The organism is Streptomyces sp. NPDC051364 (assembly GCF_040682115.1).
Lineage (GTDB): Bacteria > Actinomycetota > Actinomycetes > Streptomycetales > Streptomycetaceae > Streptomyces.
The window spans coordinates 243,290-267,274 of record NZ_JBFBAH010000008.1 but is presented as its reverse complement, the minus strand read 5'-3'; the positions used below and the strand labels follow the sequence as shown (position 1 = coordinate 267,274).

17 protein-coding genes and 3 pseudogenes are annotated in these 23,985 nt (G+C 71.9%); 8 read left to right on the top strand and 12 right to left on the bottom strand.

Annotated features, from left to right (window positions below; all coding sequences use genetic code 11):
• Nucleotides 1-110 precede the first annotated feature (110 nt).
• Nucleotides 111-824 carry a DUF2470 domain-containing protein gene (locus tag AB0M76_RS19895; RefSeq protein WP_365954076.1) on the top strand — a complete coding sequence of 238 codons (714 nt, stop codon included), beginning with the start codon at nt 111-113 and terminating at the stop codon, nt 822-824.
• Nucleotides 825-860: 36 nt separating this feature from the next.
• Nucleotides 861-1,781, top strand: a complete 921-nt coding sequence (locus tag AB0M76_RS19890) for an NADP-dependent oxidoreductase (protein WP_365954075.1) — start codon at nt 861-863, stop codon at nt 1,779-1,781.
• Between the two features lie 75 nt (nt 1,782-1,856).
• Here AB0M76_RS19890 and AB0M76_RS19885 read toward each other — a convergent pair whose 3' ends face one another.
• The 6 genes from AB0M76_RS19885 to AB0M76_RS19860 form a co-directional block, all read right to left on the bottom strand.
• On the bottom strand, nt 1,857-3,188 hold the full coding sequence (locus tag AB0M76_RS19885) for an LLM class flavin-dependent oxidoreductase (RefSeq protein ID WP_365954074.1): 1,332 nt from the start codon (nt 3,186-3,188) through the stop codon (nt 1,857-1,859).
• A 98-nt stretch (nt 3,189-3,286) separates the two neighbouring features.
• Nucleotides 3,287-4,342 carry an ABC transporter permease gene (locus AB0M76_RS19880; protein WP_365954073.1) on the bottom strand — a complete coding sequence of 352 codons (1,056 nt, stop codon included), beginning with the start codon at nt 4,340-4,342 and terminating at the stop codon, nt 3,287-3,289.
• Nucleotides 4,339-5,133 (bottom strand): ABC transporter ATP-binding protein, encoded by a 795-nt coding sequence (locus AB0M76_RS19875; RefSeq protein ID WP_365954072.1) that lies wholly within the window; start codon nt 5,131-5,133, stop codon nt 4,339-4,341. The genes AB0M76_RS19880 and AB0M76_RS19875 overlap by 4 nt, the downstream gene beginning before the upstream one ends.
• 8 nt (nt 5,134-5,141) lie before the next feature.
• Nucleotides 5,142-6,182 (bottom strand): ABC transporter substrate-binding protein, encoded by a 1,041-nt coding sequence (locus AB0M76_RS19870; RefSeq protein WP_365954071.1) that lies wholly within the window; start codon nt 6,180-6,182, stop codon nt 5,142-5,144.
• A gap of 46 nt (nt 6,183-6,228) precedes the next feature.
• Nucleotides 6,229-6,795, bottom strand: coding sequence for an NADPH-dependent FMN reductase (ssuE, locus tag AB0M76_RS19865; RefSeq protein ID WP_365954070.1), 567 nt, complete (start codon nt 6,793-6,795; stop codon nt 6,229-6,231).
• Between the two features lie 58 nt (nt 6,796-6,853).
• On the bottom strand, nt 6,854-7,789 hold the full coding sequence (locus AB0M76_RS19860; RefSeq protein ID WP_365954069.1) for a TauD/TfdA family dioxygenase: 936 nt from the start codon (nt 7,787-7,789) through the stop codon (nt 6,854-6,856).
• A gap of 955 nt (nt 7,790-8,744) precedes the next feature.
• Between AB0M76_RS19860 and AB0M76_RS19855 the strand changes: the two genes are divergently transcribed.
• The 3 genes from AB0M76_RS19855 to meaB are packed head-to-tail and all read left to right on the top strand — an operon-like array spanning nt 8,745 to nt 13,816.
• Nucleotides 8,745-10,622: a methylmalonyl-CoA mutase family protein gene (locus AB0M76_RS19855; RefSeq protein ID WP_365954068.1), complete on the top strand. Its 1,878-nt coding sequence runs from the start codon at nt 8,745-8,747 to the stop codon at nt 10,620-10,622.
• Nucleotides 10,619-12,820, top strand: coding sequence for a methylmalonyl-CoA mutase (scpA, locus tag AB0M76_RS19850; RefSeq protein ID WP_365954067.1), 2,202 nt, complete (start codon nt 10,619-10,621; stop codon nt 12,818-12,820). Before AB0M76_RS19855 ends, scpA begins: the two co-directional genes overlap by 4 nt.
• Nucleotides 12,821-12,829: 9 nt before the next feature.
• Nucleotides 12,830-13,816: a methylmalonyl Co-A mutase-associated GTPase MeaB gene (gene meaB / locus AB0M76_RS19845; RefSeq protein ID WP_266662754.1), complete on the top strand. Its 987-nt coding sequence runs from the start codon at nt 12,830-12,832 to the stop codon at nt 13,814-13,816.
• Nucleotides 13,817-13,861: 45 nt separating this feature from the next.
• Here the strand turns inward: meaB and AB0M76_RS19840 are convergent, their stop codons facing one another.
• Nucleotides 13,862-14,866, bottom strand: coding sequence for an asparaginase (locus tag AB0M76_RS19840; protein ID WP_365954066.1), 1,005 nt, complete (start codon nt 14,864-14,866; stop codon nt 13,862-13,864).
• Nucleotides 14,867-14,998: 132 nt separating this feature from the next.
• On the opposite strand from AB0M76_RS19840, the gene AB0M76_RS19835 reads away from it, so the two are divergent.
• Entirely contained in the window at nt 14,999-15,448 is a 450-nt protein-coding gene (locus AB0M76_RS19835; protein ID WP_266662758.1) for an Lrp/AsnC family transcriptional regulator, read from the top strand.
• Between the two features lie 20 nt (nt 15,449-15,468).
• Here the strand turns inward: AB0M76_RS19835 and aroC are convergent.
• Both aroC and AB0M76_RS19825 read right to left on the bottom strand, forming a co-directional pair.
• Nucleotides 15,469-16,545, bottom strand: a pseudogene (gene aroC / locus AB0M76_RS19830) (chorismate synthase); the annotation flags it as partial.
• Between the two features lie 39 nt (nt 16,546-16,584).
• A complete protein-coding gene (locus tag AB0M76_RS19825) occupies nt 16,585-17,364 on the bottom strand; it encodes a winged helix-turn-helix domain-containing protein (protein ID WP_365954064.1) in 780 nt (259 codons plus the stop codon).
• Between the two features lie 64 nt (nt 17,365-17,428).
• Here AB0M76_RS19825 and AB0M76_RS19820 point away from each other — a divergent pair, with 64 nt between their 5' ends.
• The gene (locus AB0M76_RS19820) at nt 17,429-18,904 is read left to right on the top strand and encodes an MFS transporter (protein ID WP_365954063.1); all 1,476 of its coding nucleotides are present in this window, start codon (nt 17,429-17,431) and stop codon (nt 18,902-18,904) included.
• A gap of 415 nt (nt 18,905-19,319) precedes the next feature.
• Nucleotides 19,320-19,496: pseudogene (locus AB0M76_RS19815) on the top strand (LuxR C-terminal-related transcriptional regulator); the annotation flags it as partial.
• 156 nt (nt 19,497-19,652) lie between these two features.
• Here AB0M76_RS19815 and AB0M76_RS19810 read toward each other — a convergent pair.
• From AB0M76_RS19810 to AB0M76_RS19800, 3 genes and pseudogenes are all read right to left on the bottom strand, one after another.
• Nucleotides 19,653-20,274: pseudogene (locus AB0M76_RS19810) on the bottom strand (aconitase family protein); the annotation flags it as partial.
• Nucleotides 20,275-20,402: 128 nt separating this feature from the next.
• A complete protein-coding gene (locus AB0M76_RS19805; RefSeq protein ID WP_365954062.1) occupies nt 20,403-21,734 on the bottom strand; it encodes a TRAM domain-containing protein in 1,332 nt (443 codons plus the stop codon).
• A gap of 128 nt (nt 21,735-21,862) precedes the next feature.
• A complete protein-coding gene (locus AB0M76_RS19800) occupies nt 21,863-23,911 on the bottom strand; it encodes an APC family permease (protein ID WP_365954061.1) in 2,049 nt (682 codons plus the stop codon).
• Nucleotides 23,912-23,985 lie beyond the last annotated feature (74 nt).

The following is a 23,985-nucleotide window of genomic DNA, read 5'->3' as shown; positions in this document are numbered from 1 at the left end:
TTCACCCGTTCAGCCCAACAACGACACGAGCGACGCAGGGTACTCCTGCGAAAGCGAATGAGTTAGGTTAGGCATACCTAAGTCACTCGCCCAGGACGATGGAGATCCGCATGCGCATGTCCGGTGCTGCCCCTGCCACCCCGGCCGCCGGCCGGCCCACCGACGCCGAGCGGGTCCGGTCGATCCTGGTCGCCGCACACTCCATGACCGTGGTCACCGACGGGCTGCGCAGCGAGGTCCGCCACCTCGACGGGGCGGACCCGATGGGCCGGCTGCACCTGCACCCCGGCGAGCCCGGCGGCGACGGCGAGTACCGGCCGTCGATCCGGCTGGAGTTCACCGACATCGCCCCCACCCCCGTACGGGACCGGGTGCGCGCCCGCGTCACGATCCTGGGCCGGCTGCTCTCGCCCTACACGGACGAAGGCGCCGACTCCACCTGCATGGAATTCGGCCGCGCCGTCCTCGAGACCGCGGAGGGCCGCTCGTACGTCGGCCTCGAAGAGCTCGACGCGGCCTGCCCCGACCCGCTCGCGCCGTTCGAGGGCGGGATGCTCACGCACCTCTTCGACGACCACGCCGAACTCGTCACCCTCCTGCTGCGACTGGTCCAGCCGCTGCCCACCGGCGCGATCCTGCGGGTACTGCCGCTCGCCATGGACCGGTACGGGATCACCCTGCGCCTGGAGCAGCGGCGCGGGCACCGCGACGTACGGCTGCCGTTCCCCTCGCCGCTCGACGACGTCGAGCAGTCCGGGGTGCAGATCCAGGCTCTGTTCAGCGCGGCCCGGCGGAGCTCGCACCGCAACAGCCTGCCCGCCTGAGGAATACGTCCGTAAGGGGTTCCGTTGGGGACGATCATGAAGGCAATCACGTACAGCGCATATGGAACTTCCGAGAACCTCACGCTCGTTGACGTACCGCAGCCCAAGGTCGGCCCGGGCGAGGTGCTGGTCCGGGTGAAGGCAGCCGGCGTGAACCCGGTGGACTGGAAGCTCGCCGCCGGATATCTCGACCCGATCCTCGAAGTCCGCTACCCGGTCATACCCGGCTGGGACGTCGCCGGAGTCGTCGAGGCCGTCGGCCCCGACACCTTCGACCATGCGGTCGGCGACGAGGTCTACGGGTACGTCCGCAAGGAGTGGGTCGAGCTCGGCACTTACGCCGAACTGGTCACCGCCCCCGTCCGGACGCTGGCCCGCAAGCCGCGCGAGCTGACCTTCGAGCAGGCCGCGGGCATCCCGCTGGCCGGCCTCACCGCGTACCAGTCACTCGTCCGCGTGGGCCTCAAGGCCGGCGAGACCGTGGTCATCCACTCCGCGGCCGGCGGCACCGGCTCCCTCGGCGTGCAGATCGCCGTCGCGCTCGGTCTGCGCGTCATCGGCACGGCCGGCGCGCACAACCACGACTACCTGCGCTCGCTCGGCGCCGAGCCCGTCCTGTACGGGGAGGGCTTGGCGGACCGGATCCGCGCGCTCGCCCCCGAAGGCATCGACGCGGGGCTGGACTTCTTCGGGGACGGCGCCGTCGAGATCCTCCAGTCGCTCGTCAAGGAGCGCAGCCGAGTGGTCTCCATCGCCGACTACGAGGCCGCGGCCAAGGGCGCGCACCAGCTGTGGGTGCGCCCGGACACCGCCGACCTGACGTTCCTCGGGGAACTGGCCGACGCGGGGAAGCTCACGGTCAACGTGGAGCACGCACTGCCGCTCGCCGAGGCCGCGAAGGCCTGGGAACTCAGCGCGGCGGGCCGCACGCGCGGCAAGATCGTCCTGACGGTCTGACGGCGTTCTGCCGCGGGCCGCCGGAGTACGGGTCTCCGGCGGCCCGCGGCAGAGCGGGTCAGGGAGCGGGGTCCATCACGAGGCGGCCTCCGCATACCGGTTCGCCGGGCGCGGGAGGCCGTAGTTCTCGCGCAGGGTCGTGCCGGTGTACTCCGTACGGAACAGGCCGCGCTTCTGCAGGATCGGCACGACGTGGTCGACGAAGGCGGTCAGCCCGGTCGGCAGGACGGGAGCCATGATGTTGAAGCCGTCGGCGGCGCCTTGGGTGAACCACTCCTCCAGCTGGTCGGCGATCTGCTCGGGCGTGCCGGCGAAGACGCGGTGGCCGCGGCCGGCGCCGAGGCGCGCGATCAGCTCGCGCAGGGTGAGGCCGTCGCGGCGGGCCAGTTCGGCGACGAGGGTGAAGCGGCTCTTGTTACCGTTGATGTCCCGCTCCTCGGGGAGCTCGGGCAGCGGGCCGTCGAGGGGGTGGCCGGTGAGGTCGGTGCCGAGCATGCCGGAGAGCTGGGCGAGCCCGTACTCCGGCACCTGGAGGTCGGTGAGCTCCTGCTCCAGGGCCTTCGCCTCGGCCTCGGTGGAACCGATGACGGGCGCGATTCCGGGGAGGACGAGCAGGTCGGACCCGGTGCGGCCGTACTTGGCGAGGCGCGACTTGAGGTCCTTGTAGAAGGTCTGCCCGTCGGCGAGGGTCTGCTGGGCGGTGAAGACGGCCTCGGCGTACTGGGCGGCGAACTCCTTGCCGTCCTCGGAGGACCCGGCCTGCACGAGGAGCGGGTGGCCCTGCGGGGAGCGGGGCACGTTGAGCGGGCCGGCGACACCGAAGTACGTGCCGCGGTGGGCGGCGGGGTGCAGCTTGGCGGTGTCGGCGTAGATGCCGCGCTCCTTGTCGAGAACGATCGCGTCGTCCTCCCAGCTGTCCCAGAGCTTGGTCGCGACGTCGAGGAACTCGCGGGCGCGGTCGTAGCGGAGGCTGTGCTCGAGGTGCTCGTCCTGGCCGAAGTTGCGGGCCTCGTCGACGGTGCCGGAGGTGACGATGTTCCAGCCGGCGCGGCCGTTGCTGATGTGGTCGAGCGAGGCGAACTTGCGGGCGAGGTGGAACGGCTCGTTGAAGGTGGTGGAGACGGTGGCGATGAGCCCGATGTGCTCGGTGACGGCGGCGATGGCGGAGAGCAGGGTGAGCGGCTCGAACCCGCCGAGGGCGTTGTAGCGGGCCTTGCCCCAGAGGGCGAGCCCGTCGGCGAAGAAGACCGAGTCGAGCCGCCCGCGCTCGGCGGTCTGTGCCAGCTCCTGGAAGTACCGCAGGTCGGTGACCCGCTCGGGGCTGCTGCCGGGGTGCCGCCAGGCGGCGTCGTGGTGCCCGGCGTTCATGAGGAAGGCGTTGAGGTGGAGGGTCCGGGGTGCGGTCATGGTGGTGTTCCTCGGGTCGGTGAGTCTGATGTGCCGGGCCCGAGCCCAGCCCCGCACCGCGATTGAGGCGCGGGCCGGGAGTCCGGGCCCGTAGGGCGTCAAGCGGCCGGCACGCGCCAGAGGCTGAGGCGGCGTTCGATCACGACCAGCAACTGGTTGAAGGTCACGCCGATGGCGGAGATGGTGACGATGCCCGCGTACATCTGCGGGATCGCGAAGTTGAACTGCGAGGCGTTGATCAGATAGCCGAGGCCCGCCTTGGCGCCGATCATCTCGGCCGCCACGAGGACCAGGATCGAGACCGCTCCGGCCAGCCGGATGCCGGTGAACACGGCCGGTACGGAGGCCGGGAGGATCACCTTCTGGAACAGGCGGGGCGTGGAGAGGTCCATCGACCGCGCGAGCCGGATCAGAGTGGGATCGGCGTTGCGGACCGCGCTGATGGTGTTGAGCAGCACGGGCCAGACGCAGGCGTAGACGACGATCGACACCTTCGAGGTCTCGCCGATGCCGAGGAGCAGCACGAAGACCGGGAGCAGCGCGAGGGCGGCGGTGTTGCGGAAGACCTCCAGCAGGGGCCCGAGGAAATCGGCGAGGGGCCGGTACCAGCCGATGAGCAGTCCGAGCGGGACGGCGACGGCCACGGCGATCCCGAAGCCGCCGAAGGAGCGGATCAGGCTGGCCTGGGCGTGTTCGGCGAGCTGGCCGTCGACGGCCAGCTCCCACCAGGCCACCGCCACCTCGCTGACGGGCGGCAGGAAGGTGGCGTCGACCAGGCCGGCCCGGGGGGCGATCTCCCAGAGGGCGATCAGGGCGAGGATCGCTGCGCTGCGGAGGCCGATGGCCTTCAGCACCCGTACGACGGCCCGCGCACCGGTCGCGGCACGGGCGCGGCCGGGAGCCGGGGCCTGGGCGTTCCGGGCCGGGGCCTGGGCGTTCCGGGCCGGGGCCTTGCGGGTCGAGGCCTTCCGGGCCGGGCCGCCGGCCGCGGCCGGGTCGGTCCCGGTGGTGGACTCGGACGGGGCCGGGGCGAGCCCCGCGGCGACCCCGGGCGCGGTCGCCGCCTTGCGGGTCGCAGTGCCCGCCCGAGCGGGTTCGGCCGGGGCCGTGAGGCCTGCCGCGGCCAGGGCGGTGGTGTCGGTTCCGGTGGTCATGCTGCTGCCGCCTCCTTCTCCAGTTGCTGGGCTCGGGCCACCTCGTCGTGGAGGAGGTTCCAGATCTCGTGCCGGTAGCGGGCGAACTCCGGGCTGGACCTCAGGGCCTCCCCCACCAGTCCGTCGCTGTCGGCGAAGGAGACCGGGACGACCTCCTTGACCCGGCCGGGCCGGGAGGTCATGACGGCCACCCGCTGCCCGAGGTAGACGGCCTCCTCGATGCCGTGCGTGATGAACACGACCGTCTTGCCGGTGCTCTGCCAGATGCGGCGCAGTTCGTCCTGGAGCGATTCGCGGGTCTGCGCGTCCAGCGCCGCGAAGGGCTCGTCCATCAGCAGCACGTCCGGGTCGTACGCCAGCGAGCGGGCGATCGCCACCCGTTGGCGCATGCCGCCGGACAGCTGGTGCGGGTGCCGGTCCTCGAAGCCGGTCAGTCCGACCAGGTCCAGGAACTCCCGGGCGCGGGCGGCCCGCTGCCGGCGCGGCACGCCGGTGGCCTCCAGGCCGAACTCGACGTTTCCCTGGGCGGTCCGCCACGGCAGCAGCGCGTACTGCTGGAAGACGGTGCCCCGGTCCAGGCCCGGCCCGGTGACCGGCTTGCCGTCCAGCAGGATCCGCCCCTCCGTCGGCTTCGTCAGTCCGCCGAGGAGGTCCAGGAGGGTGGACTTGCCGCAGCCGCTGGGGCCGACGACGACGAGGAACTCACCGCTGCCGATCTCCAGGTCGATGCCGTCGAGGGCGGTGAAGTCCCCGAACGTCTTGTGCACTCCCTCGAACACGATCTTCGCCATTGCGGCCGTCACCCCTTTCCGTATGCGTTGAACTCGTTGGTGTAGAGGTCGGACGGCTTGAACTGCCCCTGCTTGATCTCGCCGCGCTCGCCGAGCCAGTCGAGCCAGAGCTGGAACTCCTTGTCGGGTATCCGGCCGCCGGTCTCCGCGATCCCGTAGGAGCGCCAGTACTGCAGGGCGGTGGTGTCCTCGTTGCGGCCGCGCTTCTTGACGATCTCGGTCATCCGGGCGACGGCCTCCTCGCGCGGGGTGGTGCGGGACCACTCGATGGCCTTGGCCACGCCCGTCACGAAGGTCCGTACGGTGTCCGGGTTCTGCTTGATGAAGCGCTCGGTCATGATGTAAGTGCCGGCACTGAACGCGCCGAGCAGATCCACATCGGTGAACAGCGGGCGGATGCCGCCGGAGGCGACCGCCTTGTCGCGCAGGATGCCGGTGAGCACCCCGACCTCGATCTGCTTCGCCCGCAGCGCCTGTTCGGTGTTGACGGGCGGTATGACCAGGGCCTCGACCTTGGCCGCGTCCGCCTTGGAGAGGCCGTTGCGGCTGAGGTAGGTGTCGAGCAGCGCCTGGTAGTGGGCGCCCAGGGTGTTCATGCCGACCTTCTTGCCGATCAGGTCCCGGGCGGAGCGGATCGGGCTGTCCTCCAGGACGAAGTAGCCGGCGTAGGAGTACTGGTCCGAGCCGTAGGAGGAGATGACCGCCTTGATCGGCGCCTTTCCGGCGGCGAGCTTGATGACCGCGCCGTTGAAGGCGCTGCCGAAGTGGGTCTGGCCGGTGGCGGCGGACTGGATGTCCTGTGGGCCACTGATGGTGTTCCCGACCCATTCGAGGGTGACGTCCTCGAAGTAGCCGAGGTCGGCGGCGAGTTCGGGGAGCGTGACCGCGCCGACGGCGCCCTGGTACTTCAGGTTCTTGATCTGCGAGCCGGAGCCGGAACCGCCGCCGGAGGCGGTGGCCGTGCCGCAGCTCACCGCGGCAGCCGAGATGCCGAGCAGGGTGAGGAACTGGCGTCGGGAGGTGCGCGTGGAGGTGAGGGCTGCGGGCATGGCGGTTCCTTGTCCGGTGTGCGGGATCGCGTGGTCGGGGGTGTCGTTACGGGGCGGTCGCGAGTGCGGCGCGGGCGACGGAGGCCGCGGTGTCCAGCGCCTCGGCGAACTCGTCGACGGCCTGGAAGAGGTCCAGCTCCGCCTCGGGCCGCAGCCGGTCGGGGCCGGTCCCGCGCTCCACGGAGGAGTCCAGGACGAACCGCCCGGCGGTGACGTGCCGGGCGCCGAGGGCGGCGAGTACCGGGCGCAGGGCGTAGTCGAGGGTCAGGACATGGGCGAGGCTTCCGCCGGTGGCGATCGGCAGAACCGTTTTGCCGGCCAGCCCGTCCTGCGGGAGCAGATCGAGGAAGGCCTTGAGCAGGCCCGTGTACGAGGCCTTGTAGACCGGGGTCGCGACGATGATCCCGTCGGCCTCGGCGACGGCTTCGAGGGCCCGGCGGATCTCCGGCTCGCCGCGGCGGGCGGAGAGGAGGTCGGCGGCGGGGAGCTCCCGTACGGCGAGGTGGGCGGTGTCGTACCCGGCGTGGGAGAGGCGGCGCAGGACGTGGTCGGCGACGACGGCGGTACGGGAGTGCGGGGAGGGGCTGCCGGACAGGGCGAGCAGGGTGGGCACGGGGCCTCCTTGGGGCGTCGTACGAGCGGGCGGGCGGGGCGGGTCGGGCGCCGGCTGGTCAGGCGCCGGCGGATGCGCCGGAGGGGATGCCGAAGGACGGGTCGGGCACGGTCTCGGGGCTGATCAGGCGGGACGGGACCCCGTCCGGGCCGACCGGGACGTCGCCGTCCACCGTCACGCGGCGCAGGGTGCGCTCGTGCTCGTCGGAGTCGTCGACGCCGTAGTGCTGGGTGGCCCGGTTGTCCCAGATCGCGACGTCGCCGGCCCGCCACTGCCGGCGGACGGTGTTCTCGGGGCTCTCGATGTGCGCCTGGAAGAGGTCGAGGAGGGCACGGGAGTCGCGGCCGGTGAGGCCCTTGATCCGCTGGACGAAGTTGCCGAGCAGCAGGGTGCGTTCGCCGGTCTCGGGGTGGACGCGGACGACGGGGTGCTCGGTGAGGAACTCGGTGGAGGTGAACACCTCGCGGTACTGGGCCAGCGCCTCGGGGAGGGCGTCGGGCTTCAGGGCGGCGTAGTCGTACGCGTTGGAGTGCACGGCGCGCAGGCTGTCGGCGAGGCTGCGCAGCGGCTCGGGGAGGTTGGCGTAGGCGGTGGCGGTGTTGGCCCAGAGGGTGTTGCCGCCGTACGGGGGGATCGTGACGGCGCGGAGGATGGAGAAGGCGGGGTAGGCGGGGACAAAGGTGACGTCGGTGTGCCACTGGTTGGCGCGGGCGCCGTGGTGGGAGTCGATGCCCAGGGCGTAACGGCCGTCGGCGGAGGGCACGGTGGGGTGGGCGACGGGTGTGCCGAGGAGTTGGGCGAAGGCTTCGTGGCCGGCCTCGTCCAGGTGGTCCTGGTCGCGGAAGAAGACGACCTTGTGGGCGAGGAGCGCGGCGCGGATCTCGGCGACGACATCGCCACCGAGCTCCCCACCGAGCCGCACACCCCCGATCTCGGCACCGATCCGCCCACCGATCCGGGTGACGGTGAGCTGGGTACGGGTGGCAGTGCTCATGGGAACTCCCTTGGGTTGGTATCCGTAGTGGAGGAATGGAGCACGGGCAGACCTGTCGGCCGGGGACCGTGGGCCAGGCCGGTTGACCGAGGCCGAGGCCATGGACAGAGACAGAGGTGCCGCGAGCGAGGCCGGCCTGTGCCGGTTGACGGCGAGGCGAGCGCCGGAGGCCGGGGCCGGGTCGACCGGAGGCTGGTGAGCGGGAGGCCGGGTCAGCTTTGGGCTGGGTGGCCGGACTGAGCCGGTGGCCGGTAGGCCGGGGCCGTACGGACCGGACGCTGGTTGGCCGGGGCCGACAGACCGGAGAGGCCGGTAGGCCGTGGCCGGTCGGACCGGACGCTCGTGGACCAGGGCCGGAGGGCGGTCGGCGAGAGGGGAGAGGCCGGCGCGGAGCCGGGCAGTTCCGGGCCGGGTGGCCGACGGCCGGTTCGGGGGAAGGCCGAACGGTCATCGGTCAGGGCCCGGGGCGGCGCCTAAGCGCGGCGCGGGGCCGGACAGCGGCCCGGACACGAACCCGGCGCGGTACAGGAGCCGGGGGTGTGGAGCCGCGGGGCGGGAAGCTCGAACGCGGACATGGCTCGGAGACTGTCAGCGGCCCGGGCAGCGGTCAAGCCCCGCCCGGCAGGCCGGAACCACCCCCGCCCGAAGCTCCCACCCACCGCGGCACACTGGCTCTGACCTGGCCCTATGCCTTCCCGGGAACGCGTCGCGCAATGCTCCGCGGCGGCCGAAAAGCATGGCCGGATTTCATGCCCCTGCAACGCGACCGCCACGCGTTCGCCGACACCGCCGTCCGTCGCCGCCGGTTCGGATGCCCTCGGGACCGAACCCGCACCCGCCAGGTACTCGCCCGCTCAGGGCGCTCTTTCGTGACCCGACCCGTCTCACATGAGAGGGCGAGATCACACCCTGTCGTTATAGTGGTTCCCAAGGTGACCCCCCTAGCATTCGAGCCATGACGGTCCTGCCTGATGACGGGCTCTCCTTGGCCGCCGAGTTCCCTGACGCGACGCATGAGCAGTGGCAGCGCCTGGTAGAGGGCGTTCTACGCAAGTCCGGCAAGGATGTATCCGGCGATGCTGCAGAAGACGCGTTGTCCACAAAGCTCGAGGACGGGCTCACCACCCGCCCGCTGTACACCGCGCCCGAAACGGCCGCCGAAACCGGTTTCCCCGGGTTCGCTCCGTTCGTCCGGGGCGGCAGCCCCGCGGGCGGTGCCGCCGGCGGCTGGGACGTGCGGCAGCGGCACCTCGGCACTGATCCCGCACGGGTGAACGAGGCCGTTCTCACCGACCTCGAGAACGGGGTCACCTCCATCTGGCTGTCCCTGGGCGGACCCGGCGGGCTCCCGGTCGACGCGCTCCCCCGCGCCCTCGACGGCGTCTACCTCGACCTGGCGCCCGTCTCCCTGGACGCCGGAGCCGAATACGCCGACGCCGCCCGCGCCTTGCTGCGCCTGTACGCCGAGCGCGGGGTGGCCCCCGAGGCCGCCCACGCGAGCCTCGGCGCCGACCCGCTGGGCCACGAGGCCCGTACGGGTGAAGTCCTGGACCTGGCCGGCGCCGTCGGGCTCGCCCGGGAGGCGGCCGCGCACTGGCCCGGCGTCCGCGCCCTCGCCGTCGACGCCCTGCCGTACCACGAGGCCGGCGGTAGCGCAGCCGAGGAGCTGGGGCTGTCCCTGGCCACCGGCGTCGCCTACCTCCGTGCTCTGACCGACGGCGAACGCACGGCCGACACCCTCGACGTCCAGGCCGCCCTCGGCCAGCTCGAGTTCCGCTACGCCGCGACCGCCGACCAGTTCCTCACCATCGCGAAGTTCCGCGCCGCCCGCCGCCTGTGGGCCCGGATCGCCGAGGCCTGCGGGGCCCCCGACGCCGGCGCCCAGCGCCAGCACGCCGTCACCTCGCCGGTGATGATGACCCGCCGCGACCCCTGGGTGAACATGCTGCGCACCACCGTCGCCTGCATGGCGGCGGGCGTGGGCGGGGCCGACTCGGTCACCGTGCTCCCCTTCGACCACGAGCTGGGCCTGCCGGACGCCTTCGCGCGCCGCATCTCCCGCAACACCTCCACCATCCTGCTGGAGGAGTCGCACCTGGCCCGCGTCATCGACCCGGCCGGCGGCTCGTACTACGTCGAGCAGCTCACCGACGAACTCGCGCACGCCGCCTGGGAGTTCTTCCAGACGATCGAGAAGGCCGGCGGCCTGGCCGCCGCCCTGCGCTCCGGGCTGGTCGCCGACCGGCTCGCCGCGACCTGGGCCGAGCGCTCCAAGAAGCTCGCCAAGCGCCGCGAACCCATCACGGGAGTCAGCGAGTTCCCGCTGCTCTCGGAGAAGCCCCTCGACCGCGAGCCCGCCCCGGCGGGTCCCACCGGCGGGCTGCCCCGCGTACGGCGCGACGAGGCGTACGAGGCGCTGCGCGCCCGCAGCGACGCCCACCTGGCCGCGATCGGGAACCGCCCGCGGATCTTCCTCGCCGCGCTGGGCCCGGCGGCCGCGCACACCGCGCGCGCCACGTTCGCCGCGAACCTGTTCCAGGCGGGCGGCATCGAGGCGGTACACGAGCCGGTGTCGGTGAACCCGGCGACGGCCGCCGAGGCCTACGCCGCGAGCGGCGCGGACGGCATGGCCGTGCTGTGCTCCAGCGACGCGCTGTACGAGGAGCAGGCCGAGGCGGTGGCCGAGGCCCTGCGCGCGGCCGGTGCGACGACCGTGTTCCTCGCGGGCAAGCCCGGCACCTCGGCCGGCGCCGTGGACGAGTACGTCTTCGCCGGCTGCGATGCGGTCGCCGTGCTGTCCTCCGTACTCGACCGGATGGGAATCGCGCTGTGAGCATCCCCGATTTCTCCGCGCTCGCTCTGGGCGGCGGCGCCTCCGCGGCCGGCTCCGAGGACCAGTGGCGTGCGGCGGTGAAGGAGTCCACCGGGACCGCCGCCGGCGACCTGCTGTGGGAGACCCCCGAGGGCATCGGCGTGAAGCCGCTGTACACGGGCCGGGACCTGGAGGGCCTGGACTTCCTGCAGACCTACCCGGGCATGGCCCCGTACCTGCGCGGCCCGTACCCGACCATGTACGTGAACCAGCCCTGGACGATCCGCCAGTACGCGGGCTTCTCCACGGCCGAGGAGTCGAACGCCTTCTACCGGCGCAACCTCGCGGCCGGCCAGAAGGGCCTGTCGATCGCCTTCGACCTGCCCACGCACCGCGGCTACGACAGCGACCACCCGCGCGTCACGGGCGACGTCGGCATGGCGGGCGTGGCGATCGACTCGATCTACGACATGCGGCAGCTCTTCGACGGCATCCCGCTGGACAAGATGACGGTGTCGATGACGATGAACGGCGCGGTGCTGCCGGTCCTCGCGCTGTACATCGTGGCGGCGGAGGAGCAGGGCGTCTCCCCCGAGAAGCTCGCCGGGACCATCCAGAACGACATCCTCAAAGAGTTCATGGTCCGCAACACCTACATCTATCCGCCCAAGCCCTCGATGCGGATCATCTCCGACATCTTCTCGTTCACCTCGCAGAAGATGCCGCGGTACAACTCCATCTCGATCTCCGGGTACCACATCCAGGAGGCCGGGGCCACGGCCGACCTGGAGCTCGCGTACACGCTCGCGGACGGCGTGGAGTACCTGCGCGCCGGACAGGCCGTCGGGCTGAACGTGGACGCCTTCGCGCCGCGCCTGTCGTTCTTCTGGGCGATCGGCATGAACTTCTTCATGGAGGTCGCGAAGCTGCGCGCCGCCCGGCTGCTGTGGGCGCGGCTCGTCAAGCAGTTCGACCCGCAGAACGCCAAGTCGCTGTCGCTGCGCACCCATTCGCAGACCTCCGGCTGGTCGCTGACGGCGCAGGACGTCTTCAACAACGTGACGCGTACGTGCATCGAGGCGATGGCGGCGACCCAGGGGCACACCCAGTCGCTGCACACCAACGCCCTCGACGAGGCGCTCGCACTGCCGACGGACTTCTCGGCGCGCATCGCCCGCAACACCCAGCTGCTGCTCCAGCAGGAGTCGGGGACCTGCCGGTCGATCGACCCGTGGGGCGGCAGCGCGTACGTCGAGAAGCTGACGTACGACCTGGCGCGCCGGGCCTGGCAGCACATCCAGGAGGTCGAGGCGGCCGGCGGCATGGCGCAGGCGATCGACGCGGGCATCCCGAAGCTGCGCGTGGAGGAGGCCGCGGCCCGTACGCAGGCGCGGATCGACTCGGGGCGCCAGCCGGTGATCGGCGTGAACAAGTACCGGGTGGCGAACGACGAGCTGATCGACGTGCTCAAGGTCGACAACTCCTCGGTGCGCACGCAGCAGATGGAGAAGCTGCGGCGGCTGCGCGAGGAGCGCGACGAGGCTGTCACGCAGGACGCGCTGCGGGCGCTGACGAACGCGGCCGAGCGGGGGGCCGGGCAGGGCATGGAGGGCAACCTCCTCGCGCTGGCGGTGGCCGCGGCGCGGGCCAAGGCGACCGTGGGTGAGATCTCGGACGCACTCGAGAAGGTGTACGGGCGGCACGCGAGCCAGATCCGTACGATTTCGGGTGTGTACCGCACCGAGGCAGGCGAGTCCCCGAACGTGGAGCGCACCCGTGCGCTGGTCGACCGGTTCGAGGAGGCGGAGGGCCGCCGTCCGCGTGTCCTGGTCGCCAAGATGGGCCAGGACGGCCACGACCGCGGCCAGAAGGTGATCGCGACCGCCTTCGCCGACCTGGGCTTCGACGTGGACGTCGGCCCGCTGTTCCAGACCCCGGCGGAGGTGGCCCGTCAGGCCGTCGAGGCGGACGTCCACGTGGTGGGCGTGTCGTCGCTGGCGGCCGGCCACCTGACCCTCGTACCGGCGCTGCGCGAGCAGTTGGCGGAGGAGGGGCGCGAGGACATCATGATCGTGGTGGGCGGGGTGATCCCGCCGGCCGATGTGCCGACGCTGCTGGAGATGGGCGCTGCGGCGGTGTTCCCGCCCGGCACGGTGATCCCGGACGCGGCCCACGACCTGGTGACGCGGCTGGCCGCGGATCTGGGCCACGAGCTGTAGGCGCGGCCGATGCCTCCGAAGATCGACATCGAGGCCTACGCGAAGGGGGTGCTCGACGGGAAGCGTGCGTTCATCGCGCGCGCGATCACGCTCGTCGAGTCCACCCTGCCCGCTCACCGGGCGCTCGCGCAGGGGCTGTTGACGGAGCTGCTGCCCCACTCGGGGCGAGCCCGGCGGATCGGTATCAGCGGGGTGCCGGGCGTCGGCAAGTCCACGTTCATCGATGCGTTCGGCACGATGCTGACGGGGCTGGGCCACCGGGTCGCGGTCCTGGCCGTGGACCCTTCCTCCACCCGTACGGGCGGCTCGATCCTGGGTGACAAGACCCGGATGGAGCGGCTGGCGGTCGACTCCTCGGCCTTCGTCCGCCCGTCCCCCTCGGCGGGGACGCTGGGCGGGGTCGCCAAGGCCACCCGGGAGTCGATGATCGTGATGGAGGCGGCGGGCTACGACGTCGTCCTCGTCGAGACGGTCGGCGTGGGCCAGTCGGAGACCACGGTCGCGGGCATGGTCGACTCCTTCCTCCTCCTCTCCCTGGCCCGTACGGGAGATCAGCTCCAGGGCATCAAGAAGGGCGTCCTGGAGCTGGCGGACGTCCTCGCGGTGAACAAGGCGGACGGCCCGCACGAGCGCGACGCGAAGGCGGCGGCGCGGGAGTTGTCGGGCGCGCTGCGCCTGATGCACCCCGCCGACGCGGCGTGGACGCCGCCGGTGTTGACGTGCAGTGCGCGGGAGTCGGCGGGTCTGGACGAGGTGTGGAACCGGCTGGAGCAGCACCGGCGGCTGCTGGACGCGGGGGGCCGGCTGGCGGCCAAGCGGGCGGCGCAGCAGGTGGAGTGGACCTGGTCGATGGTCCGGGACGAGCTCCTGGAGCGGTTGCGTGCCGATCCGTCGGTCCGGGACCTGGCCCCGGGCCTGGAGGCCGCCGTCCGCGCGGGCAGCGTCACCCCCACGTCGGCGGCGGACCGGATCCTCTCGGCGTTCGGCCGGGGGTAGCCGCAGCGCGGGGAGACGACACCGCGCAGCGGCACCCGGTCAGGGTCAGACAGTGACCAGGGCGGCCGGGTCCGTCGAGGACAGGGTGCGCTGCAGGATGCGCCCCTGCTCCGCCGGATCCGTGGCAGCCAGCAGCGCCGAGAGGACCGCGATGCGGGCCTGCGGGGCGCGCAGGGTGCCCGTCGGGACCGCTCCCGCCGCCACCAGGTCCACCGCGCCGCCGTGGGTGTAGATCTCCGTCACCGGCCCGGCGGCCACCCGCGTGGTCAGCGCCACCAGCACGCCCCGCGCGACGGCGTCCTTCACCGCGTCCACGATCTCCGGCGTGGCGTTGCCCGCGCCCGTGCCGATCAGGACGATGCCGCGCGCACCGGCCGCGACCGCCGCGTTCAGGAGCACCGGGTCGCCGTCCGCGTGGTGCATCACCATGTCCACCCGCGGCGCCAGCTCCGGCATCGCGGGCAGCGGCAGCGGCTCCGGGCGCTGCGGGGTGCGCAGCATGGTGACCTTGCCGAAGCCGATCTTCCCGCAGAGCTCGGCGGAGGGGTCGGCGAACGCGTCCAGCGCCACCGCCTGGGTCTTCACCGTCCCGCGGGCCGCGTGGACCCGCCCGCCGAAGGCGATCAGTACGCCGAGCCCCCGCGTGGTGGCGGCGGTGAGCAGCGCGTCGTACAGGTTGCCCGGTCCGTCCCCGTCGGCGGTGCCCATGGGCCGCTGGGAGCCGGTGAACACCACGGAGCGGGCGTCGTGGTGGTGGAGGTCGACGAGGAAGGCCGACTCCTCGAGGGTGTCGGTGCCGTGCGTGACGACGATGCCGTCCACGTCCGGGTCGGCGAGCACCTCGTGGACGGTGCGCAGCAGGGTGAGCTGGTGGGCGGTGGTCAGACGGGGGCTGTTCACGCTGAACAGGTCCACCACCTCGACGGTGATGTCCTCGGGCAGCGGCGCGGTGGCCACGACCTCGCTGCCGTCGGCGTCCGCCGCGAAGCCGGAGCCCTGCCAGCGGCTGGCTATCGTCCCACCGGTGCTGATGACGACGATCCGTCCCATGGCCACCCTTTCTCACGTACGGGCGATATATCGCACAGATGTGCCGTAAGCAGCAATGATAGTGAGATCTACGCGCAATGCGATTGCCAGTTTCAGCCGATCTGTTCACACAGGCTCGGTGATAATTGCGCCATGGATGCGATTGACCGTGAAATCTTGCGCGAGCTCCAGGCCGACGGCCGCCTCAGCAACCAGGAGCTCGCCGCGCGCGTGGGCCTGACCCCCTCCCCCTGCATGCGCCGCGTGCGCCAGCTGGAACAGGACGGGGTGATCCAGGGCTACCGCGCCGTGATCTCCCCCGAGGCGGTGGGCCGCGGCTTCGAGGTGCTCGTCTCGGTGGAGGTGCGCCGCGACCGCGCCGCGGTGGAGGCCTTCGAGGCCGCCCTCCAGGGCATCCCCGACGTCATCGAGGCCTACCGCCTCTTCGGCAGCCCCGGCTGCCTGCTGCGGATCGCCGTCGCGGACCTGCGCGCGTACGAGCGCCTGTGGATCGAGCAGCTGACGGCCCTCTCCGGGGTCACCGAGGTCAACTCGCAGATCATCATGAAGCGCATCAAGGAACCGACCGGCCTGCCCGTCTGAGCCGGACGGGGACGCCCTGATCACACTGCGGCAAGGCGAGGTTCCGCGGACCTGACGGCCAGGTGGCGGAGGTACGACCGGACGTTGCGGCGGGTCTCTGCGACGCTGTCGCCGCCGAACTCTCCACCACCGCGTCGGCCAGGACCAGCGCCGCGGCCATCGCCTCGGCCACGATTCCGGCAGCCGGAACCGCGCAGACGTCGGACCGCTGGTGGTGCGCCGTGGCGGCCTCGCCGGTGGCGACGTCGACGGTGGCGAGTGCACGCGGCACGGTCGCGATCGGCTTCATCGCGGCCCGCAGCCGAAGGAGCCCACCCGTGGTCAGGCCGCCCTCGGTGCCGCCCGAGCGGTTCGTCGCCCGCCGCACCCCGTCCCCGGCTGCGAGGATCTCGTCGTGCGCCCGGGAGCCGGGCACCCGCGCGAGGCCGAACCCGTCCCCCACCTCCACTCCCTTGATCGCCTGGATCCTCATGAGCGCGGCGGCCAGTCGGGCATCGAGCCGCCGGTCCCAGTGCACGTGCGAGCCGAGTCCCACGGGCACGCCGTACGCCAGCACCTCGACGACACCCCCCAGCGTGTCTCCCTCCCTGTGGGCCTCGTCGATCTCGGCGACCATCGCCTTCGAGGTGGTCAGGTCCAGGCAGCGCACCGGGTCGGCGTCCAGCCGCTCGACGTCCGCCGGCGTCGGGTGGAGCCCGTACGGGGCGGTGACCGATCCCAGTTCCACGACGTGCGACAGGACCTCGATCCCCGCCGTCTCCCGGAGGAACGAACCGGGCCACCGCACCCAGGGCCACCCGAGCCGCCGTCTCCCGGGCGCTGGCCCGCTCCAGAACGGGCCGGGCCTCGTCGAAGCCGTACTTCTGCATGCCCGCCAGATCTGCGTGCCCGGGGCGGGGCCTGGTCAGCGGCACGTTCCGGGCCAGCGCGGACACCTCGGCCGGGTCCACCGGGTCCGCCGCCATGACCTTCTCCCACTTCGGCCACTCGGTGTTCCCGACCATGACCGCGACCGGCGACCCCAGGGTCGCGCCGTGCCGGACCCCGCCGAGGAACGTGACCTCGTCCCGCTCGAAGTTCATCCGCGTGCCACGGCCGGTCGCCCGGCCGTCTCCACCTCGGGCGGCGGAGCCCGGTCAGCCGTCCAGCTGCAGTCCGAGCCACTCGGCGACCCCGCCGACGCCGGCGTCGGTGAGGTGGACGACGCGCGGGCTCACCCCGTAGCGCAGCCAGTCGAGTTGGAACAGCCGCGCCGTGATGGCCGCCCCCACCGCCCCGGCCAGGTGGTGCTGCTGTTCGCTCCAGTCCACGCAGTACCGGACGAGCCGACGGCGTCCCGGCAGTCCGGCCACGTCGACGCCGAAGCGGCTCAGCGCGTCCCGGCCGGCCGGCGTGAGCCGGTAGTCGCGGTCGTGTCCGTAGCCGGACGCCTGGTCGCGCACCGCCTCCGCCTGACGGTGGGTGCCGTCGTGCCCGGTGAGGATGCCGTGGTCGAGCAGACCGCCCATCAGGGCGACACCGAGCTGGCCGGCGAGGTGGTCGTAACACGTGCGGGACCGGCGCAGCGCGTTCGCGCTGCTGCTCTCGCGCAGGGTCGTGATGGGGAGCGGGGGCGCGATCACCGCGAGGGCCTCCAGGGCGAGGCTGACCTCGGGCCCGACCAGCCGGTAGTACCGGCTGCGCCCGATGCTCTCCACCGTGATCAGGCCGGCCTCGACCAGCTTCGCCAGGTGGACGCTTGCCGTCGGAGCGCCGACCCCCGCCTCCGCGGCGAGCACCTTGGCCGACAGGGCGCGGCCGTCGCTCAGTGACTTCAGGATGCGCGCGCGGGAGGAATCCGCGATCAGGGCGGCCGTACGGGCGATGTCGGGCTGGCGGTTGAGCTGGTCGCCGTGGGGCTTGCTCGCGATGGGCATGGGCCCATGCTATGCGCGCGACACTTCGCCGGCCGGCGAAGCATTCGGCGTCGAGACTGACGGCATGAGTTCTACCGACTTCTCAGCCACACCCGTCCCCGACGGATCGGACGCCCTCGTTCGGCAGGGCGCAGCAGCCGCTCCGAAGCGCCCGAGGTTGCCCTTGCCGCCGCTCGTCGCGCTGAGCCTCGGCTACTTCCTCGTCATGCTCGACGTCACCGTCGTCAACGTGGCGGTGCCGAGCATCCAGAGCTCGCTGGACGTCGGGCCTTCCGGCCTGCAATGGATCGTCGACGGATACAGCACCTTCTTCGCCGGACTGCTGCTTCTCGGGGGCGGTCTCGGCGACCGCTTCGGGCACCGGCCCCTCTACCTCTTCGGACTGGCCGTGTTCACCGTGGCCTCGGTCGGCTGCGCCCTGGCTCCGGTGGACGGTGTACTGATCGCGGCCCGGCTCGCCCAGGGCGCCGGGGCGGCGTTTCTCGTACCGGCTTCGTTCGCCCTGCTGCAGGCGGCCTACCCGGATCGCGCCCTACGCGCCCGGGCGGTGGGCATCTGGGGGCTGGTCTCGGCCGTCGCCTTCGGCGCCGGACCGGCGGTCGGCGGCCTGCTCGTCTCCGGGCTGGACTGGAGGTGGGTGTTCTGGGTGAACCTGCCGGTGGCGGCGCTCGCCACGGTGATGACGCTGCGCCACGTCCAGGCGCCGGCCCGCAAGCGGCAGACCGGCCGCATGGACCCGGCGGGCCAGCTGCTCGGCGTGCTGGGACTCGTCGGGGTGGCCGGCGCGCTCAACGAGGCGGGTTCGGCCGGCTGGACCTCCCCCCGGGTGATCACCGCCTTCGTCCTGGGCGTGGCGGCGCTGATCGCCTTCGTCCTGGTGGAACGGCACCTGGAGAAGGGTGCCGCCGTACGGCCGGAGGGCAGGAAGCCCCTGCTGCCGCTCTCCCTGTTCCGGGACCGCCGGCTCACCACGACGAACGTCATCGGCCTGCTGCTCAGCCTCGGCTACTACGGAATGCTCTTCGTCGCGACGCTGTACTTCCAGCAGGAACGCGGCTTCAGCGCGCTGGAGACCGGCCTGGCCCTGCTGCCGTCCGTCTGCATGGGCTTCCTCGCGGCGCCGCTGTCGAGCCGCGTCACCGCCCGGACCGGGCCGTACGTCCCGATGACCGGAGCGCTGCTGCTCGGTGTGGCCGGCTTCCTGGGCTGGCTCACCGCCGGGCCGCAAACCCCGTACCCCGTACTGCTCTTCGCCCTCATGGCGACGGGCCTCGCGACTCCGGTGACCGTGGTGGCGGCAACCGTGGCGATCATGGAGGCGGCTCCGGCCGAGGGCGCGGGCGTGGCCTCGGCCGTGTTCAACGTGTCGCGCCAGGCGGGCAATGCCATCGGCGTGGCCCTGTTCGGCACACTCATCGGCGCCACGGGCCGGCTCCCCGGCCTCCATGTGTCCGCCCTCATCGCGGCGGGGGCCTTCCTGATCGGCTCCGTTCTCGCCGGCGTCACGGTGCGACGGCTGGGCACCGGCAGTGAACGCTGATCCCGCATCCCGCCGGGAGGCCGTCCCCCGGCGGATCCGCGTGCTCCTCGCGGACCGCAATCCGGTCTGCCGGCACTGGGTCGCCCATGCGCTCGGGCGCGACGTACGGCTGGACGTCACGCCCTGGGTCGGTGCCGACGAGCCGCTGGAGTACTGGCCGCTGGAGGGCATCGACGTCGCCCTGCTCACGGCGCGCCCCCTCGGCGACCCGTCCGTCGTCCGCGCCCTGGCCGCCCGCCGGATCCGGACGCTCGTGGTCGGCACCGGGTGGACCCGGCAGCTGCTCGACGAGGCGTTCGCGTCGGGAGTGCTGGGGTGCCTGACCCAGGACATCGACATCGCCGCGCTGGGAGCGGCGGTACGCGCCGTGGCCGCCGGGCACACGGTGCTCTCGCCGGAGCTGCACGATCTCCACATGCCGGCACCCGGCACGTCCGCCGCCGCTCCGCCCGCCGGGGGCGGCCGTGACGTCGGCACGTTGATGCGGTCGCTCACCGACCGGGAGCTCCAGGTGCTGCACGTGCTGGCGGAGGGGGCCTCGACGGCAGAAGCCGGCGCGCGGCTCAAGGTCGCGCCGGCCACCGTGAAGAGCCATGTCTCGCACATCCTCGCCAAGTTGGGGGCGCGCAACCGCCTCGAAGCGGTGCTTCTCATGCGGCGGTGGCTCGACCGCGGCACATGGAACCGCTCCGTGATCGCGAGGACTTCCTCCCCGGACGGCCGGGCCCGGAACGTGACGGCGCATGTTCAGGGCGCGCTCCGCGGCCACCTGCGCCTGCGCATCGGCGAAGTCGCCGGGGGCGGGCACCCGGCCGTGCATCGGCACGCTCTGGCTCGGGTTGGTACCCCACGAGACGTACGGCACCACGGTCGCGGCGTCGATGACGACTTCCTTGTCGAAGACCGCGTCGTCGTCGGTCCGCACCGACGCCCAGTACGCCAGTTCCGCTTCCCAGTCGGCTCCCCGGGGCATTCCGGGACGCGTGCGCAGGTAGTCGAACGTCACCTGGTCGGGCCCGATCAGCCCCGCCCGCGAACCGGCCTCGACGGACATGTTGCACAGAGTCATCCGGGCTTCCATGGACAGCGCGGAGACCGCCTCGCCCCGGTGTTCGATGACGTGCCCCTGGCCTCCGGCGGTGCCGAGCTGCGCGATCAGCGTCAGCACGAGGTCCGTGGCGGTCACGCCGTCGGCCAGCCGCCCGTCGACCGTGACCGCCATGTCCTTGAGCCGCGGCATGGACAGCGTCTGGGTGGCCAGCACGTGCTCGACCTGGCTGGTTCCGATACCGAAGGCGAGCGCCCCAGGCCCCCAGGGTCGTCGTGTGCGAATCGCAGCAGACGACGGTCATTCCCGGCCGCGATCCTCCCGAGGTTGAGAACAGACGGAGCACCGCTGGAGCCGCCGACGAAAGAAGCCCCGGCGCCCCGGTCGCGTGCAGACGACCGGACCACCAGGGCTTCCGATGCGACGGGCGCGAGAGCACCCGTCACCCTCTCAGGCGTCGTCGCGGATCGGCTCCAGGATCGCCACGCACTCCACATGATGGGTCATCGGGAAGAGGTCGAAGACGCGGAGGGTGCGGACCTTGTAGCCGTTGTCCTTGAAGTAGCCGAGGTCGCGGGCCAGGGCTGCCGGGTCGCAGGCCACGTACGCGATGCGGCGTGCGGAGAGGCCGGCGATGTGGCGGACCGTCTGCTTGCCCGCGCCCGCGCGGGGCGGGTCCAGGACGACCAGGTCGCACTCCGTGATGCCGGTCTTCGGGAGGACCGTCTCGACCTTGCCCTGCTCGATGCGGACCCGGGGGAAGTCCGCCAGGTTGTGCCGGGCGTCCTCGACCGCGCGCTTCGTGGACTCGATGCCGAGCACCGCGCCCGTCTCGCCCAGGCGCTCCGCCAGTGCGCCCGCGAAGATGCCGACGCCGCAGTAGAGGTCGAGGGCCATCTCGCCCTTGCGCGGCATCAGGCCCTGCATGACGGCCTTGATCAGGGTGTCCGCGGCCTGCGGGTGGACCTGCCAGAAGCCGCCCATGCCGACGCGGTACGTACGGCCGTCCGCGCGCTCCCGGACGAAGGGGCGGCCGTGGACCCGGTGGACCCCGCCGTCCTTCTCCTCGACCCGGAGGACCGAGACCGGCTTGTCCAGCTCCACGAGGGGGAGGCGGCCGCCGGGACGCGGGGTGAGGACGACCTGGCGGTCGCCGGAGCCGGAGGCGGCGATCGCCTCGACCGTGGCCATCTGGGGCCAGTCCTGCTTCTCGATGCCCAGCTCGCTGACGCCCGGCGCCGCGATCATGCAGTGGTCGATCAGCTCGATGTCGTGCGAGCGGTGCTTGCGCAGGCCCGCGTTGCCGTCCTCGTCGATGGCGAACTGCACGCGGGTGCGCCACTGCGGCACCTGCCCGGCCGGCAGCTTGTCACCCTCGGCCGGCATGACCGTGCCGTCCCAGCCGGCCTCCTCCGGGGTGAGCCCGGCGAGCCGCTGCAGCTGCTCGGCGACGACCTCGCCCTTGAGCCGGCGCTGGGCGCCCGGCTTGGCGTGCTGCCAGTCGCAGCCGCCGCACTTGCCGGGGCCGGCGTACGGGCACGGGGCCTCGACGCGGTCCTTGGAGGCGTCCAGGACGGTGATCGCGTCGGCGCGCAGGAAGCGGGAGTCCGCCTCGCCCTCCGTGATCTTCGCGATGACCTTCTCGCCGGGCAGCGTGTGGCGGACGAACAGGACCCGCCCGTCGGAGGTCCGGGCGATGCAGTGCCCGCCGTGCGCGACGGGGCCGACCTCGACCTCGTACTCCTCCCCGACCAGTGACTGCTTCTCGTTCTGCTCGGTCATGGTGGGGAGACTCCAAGTTTCAAAGGTCGTCAAGGTTCATGCTTCATGGTTCATGCACAACGGCCGGACAGCCGACCCACCAGTTTACGTGGATCCTGTCCGGCCGTTCGCCACGCCGTACGCCGGGCCTACTTCGCCGTGCGGTCCTTCGGGCGCGGGGTGTCCACCGGTCCGCGGCGCACCGCGCCCGGGGCGTTCCACTCCGCCCGCTTCTTCGCCCGCTTCTTCGCGAGCTCCGAGGACTGAAGCTGGTAGGGCACCGAGGTGACCATGACGCCCGGGGTGAAGAGGAGCCGGCCCTTGAGCCGCAGTGCGCTCTGGTTGTGCAGCAGGTGCTCGTACCAGCGGCCGACGACGTACTCGGGGATGTACACGCTGACCGCGTCGCGCGGGTTCTCGGTGCGCAGCCCCTTCACGTACTCCACCACGGGGCGGGTGATCTCCCGGTACGGCGAGTCGAGGATCTTCAGCGGGACGTTGATCCCGCGCCGCTCCCACTCCTCCTTGAGGGCCTTGGTCTCGACCTCGTCGACGTTGACGCTGAGCGCCTCCAGCCGGTTGGAGTGCAGCAGCTTGGCGTAGGCGAGGGCCCGCAGGGTGGGCTTGTGGAGCTTGGAGACCAGGACGACGGAGTGCACCCGCGAGGGCCGCACGTACTCGTCGGGGCGCTCCTCGGCGGCGGCGATCTCGGTGGCGACCCGGTCGTAGTGCTTGCGGATCGCCGTCATCGTGCCGTAGAAGATCACCATGCCGAGCAGGGCGACCCAGGCTCCGTGGGTGAACTTGGTGGCGAGGACGACGACCAGCACGAGGCCGGTGAAGAAGGCGCCGAAGGCGTTGATCGCGCGGGAGCGGATCATGTGGCGGCGCTTGGCGGGGTCCTTCTCGGCCCTCAGATGGCGGTTCCAGTGCCGGACCATGCCGGTCTGGCTGAGCGTGAAGGAGACGAAGACGCCGACGATGTAGAGCTGGATCAGCTTCGTCGAGTCGGCCCCGTACAGCCAGGTGAGCAGCGCGGCGGCGCCCGCGAGCAGCACGATGCCGTTGGAGAAGGCGAGCCGGTCGCCGCGGGTGTGCAGCTGGCGCGGCAGGTAGCGGTCCTGGGCGAGGATCGAGCCGAGCAGTGGGAAGCCGTTGTACGCCGTGTTCGCGGCGAGGAACAGCACGAGCGCGGTGGCCGCGGCCAGCACGATGAAGAGGAACGAGCCGTCGCCGAAGACCGCCTCGGCCACCTGGGAGATCACCGGGTTCTGGACGTATTCGGGGCCGACCGGCACACCGTTGTGGAGCAGGTCCTCCGCGGGGTTCTCGGCCATCCTGACGTCGGTGGCCATGGCCAGGCCGATGATGCCGCAGAACATGGTCACGGCCAGGGCGCCCATCAGGGCCAGCGTCGTCGCCGCGTTCTTGCTCTTGGGCTTGCGGAAGGCGGGCACGCCGTTGCTGATCGCTTCGACGCCGGTCAGGGCGGCGCAACCGGAGGAGAACGCGCGCAGGAGCAGGAAGACCAGTGCGAACCCGGCCAGCCCCTGGTGTTCCGCCTTGATCTCGAAATCGGCGGTCGGAGCCTTCATCGTGTCGCCGAGGACGATGCCCTGCCAGGCACCCCACGCGATCATGATGAATACGCCCGCGACGAAGACATAGGTCGGAATCGCGAAGAGCTTGCCGGATTCCTTCATGCCACGCAGGTTCATCAGCGTGAGCAGCACGATCATCCCGACGGCGCAGAGCACCTTGTGCTCGACCACGAAGGGGACGGCCGAGCCCAGGTTCTCGACGCCCGAGGCGATCGACACCGCGACGGTCAGGACGTAGTCGACGAGCAGGGCGCTCGCGACGGTGAGACCGGCCCTGGGTCCCAGGTTGGTGTTGGCGACCTCGTAGTCGCCGCCGCCGCTGGGGTAGGCGTGGACGTTCTGCCGGTACGAGGCGACCACGGTGAACATCAGCACCACGACCGCCACGGCGATCCACGGGCTGAATCGGTACGCCGACACACCGGCGATCGACAGAACCAGCAGGACCTCGCCCGGGGCATACGCCACCGAGGAGAGCGGGTCGGACGCGAAGACAGGGAGGGCGATCCGCTTGGGAAGGAGAGTTTCTCCGAGGCGGTCGCTGCGTAGCGCCCGGCCGATCAGGATCCGTTTGGGCACGTCGGTCAGTTTGGACACGCAGAGGATCGTAAGCGTTCGAAATCCGGCTGACGAACCCCCCACCCCTTCCCGCCGCAATTCACCACCGACTG

What these genes read in the sequence shown, in the direction of transcription:
- AB0M76_RS19895 (WP_365954076.1), top strand. Translation starts at nt 111, where the DNA reads ATGCGCATGTCCGGTGCTGCCCCTGCCACCCCGGCCGCCGGCCGGCCC.
- AB0M76_RS19860 (WP_365954069.1), bottom strand. Translation starts at nt 7,789, where the DNA reads ATGAGCACTGCCACCCGTACCCAGCTCACCGTCACCCGGATCGGTGGG.
- AB0M76_RS19840 (WP_365954066.1), bottom strand. Translation starts at nt 14,866, where the DNA reads ATGGGACGGATCGTCGTCATCAGCACCGGTGGGACGATAGCCAGCCGC.
- AB0M76_RS19875 (WP_365954072.1), bottom strand. Translation starts at nt 5,133, where the DNA reads ATGGCGAAGATCGTGTTCGAGGGAGTGCACAAGACGTTCGGGGACTTC.
- AB0M76_RS19855 (WP_365954068.1), top strand. Translation starts at nt 8,745, where the DNA reads ATGACGGTCCTGCCTGATGACGGGCTCTCCTTGGCCGCCGAGTTCCCT.
- meaB (WP_266662754.1), top strand. Translation starts at nt 12,830, where the DNA reads ATGCCTCCGAAGATCGACATCGAGGCCTACGCGAAGGGGGTGCTCGAC.
- AB0M76_RS19805 (WP_365954062.1), bottom strand. Translation starts at nt 21,734, where the DNA reads ATGACCGAGCAGAACGAGAAGCAGTCACTGGTCGGGGAGGAGTACGAG.
- AB0M76_RS19825 (WP_365954064.1), bottom strand. Translation starts at nt 17,364, where the DNA reads ATGCCCATCGCGAGCAAGCCCCACGGCGACCAGCTCAACCGCCAGCCC.
- AB0M76_RS19885 (WP_365954074.1), bottom strand. Translation starts at nt 3,188, where the DNA reads ATGACCGCACCCCGGACCCTCCACCTCAACGCCTTCCTCATGAACGCC.
- AB0M76_RS19890 (WP_365954075.1), top strand. Translation starts at nt 861, where the DNA reads ATGAAGGCAATCACGTACAGCGCATATGGAACTTCCGAGAACCTCACG.
- AB0M76_RS19820 (WP_365954063.1), top strand. Translation starts at nt 17,429, where the DNA reads ATGAGTTCTACCGACTTCTCAGCCACACCCGTCCCCGACGGATCGGAC.
- AB0M76_RS19835 (WP_266662758.1), top strand. Translation starts at nt 14,999, where the DNA reads ATGGATGCGATTGACCGTGAAATCTTGCGCGAGCTCCAGGCCGACGGC.
- AB0M76_RS19880 (WP_365954073.1), bottom strand. Translation starts at nt 4,342, where the DNA reads ATGACCACCGGAACCGACACCACCGCCCTGGCCGCGGCAGGCCTCACG.
- AB0M76_RS19870 (WP_365954071.1), bottom strand. Translation starts at nt 6,182, where the DNA reads ATGCCCGCAGCCCTCACCTCCACGCGCACCTCCCGACGCCAGTTCCTC.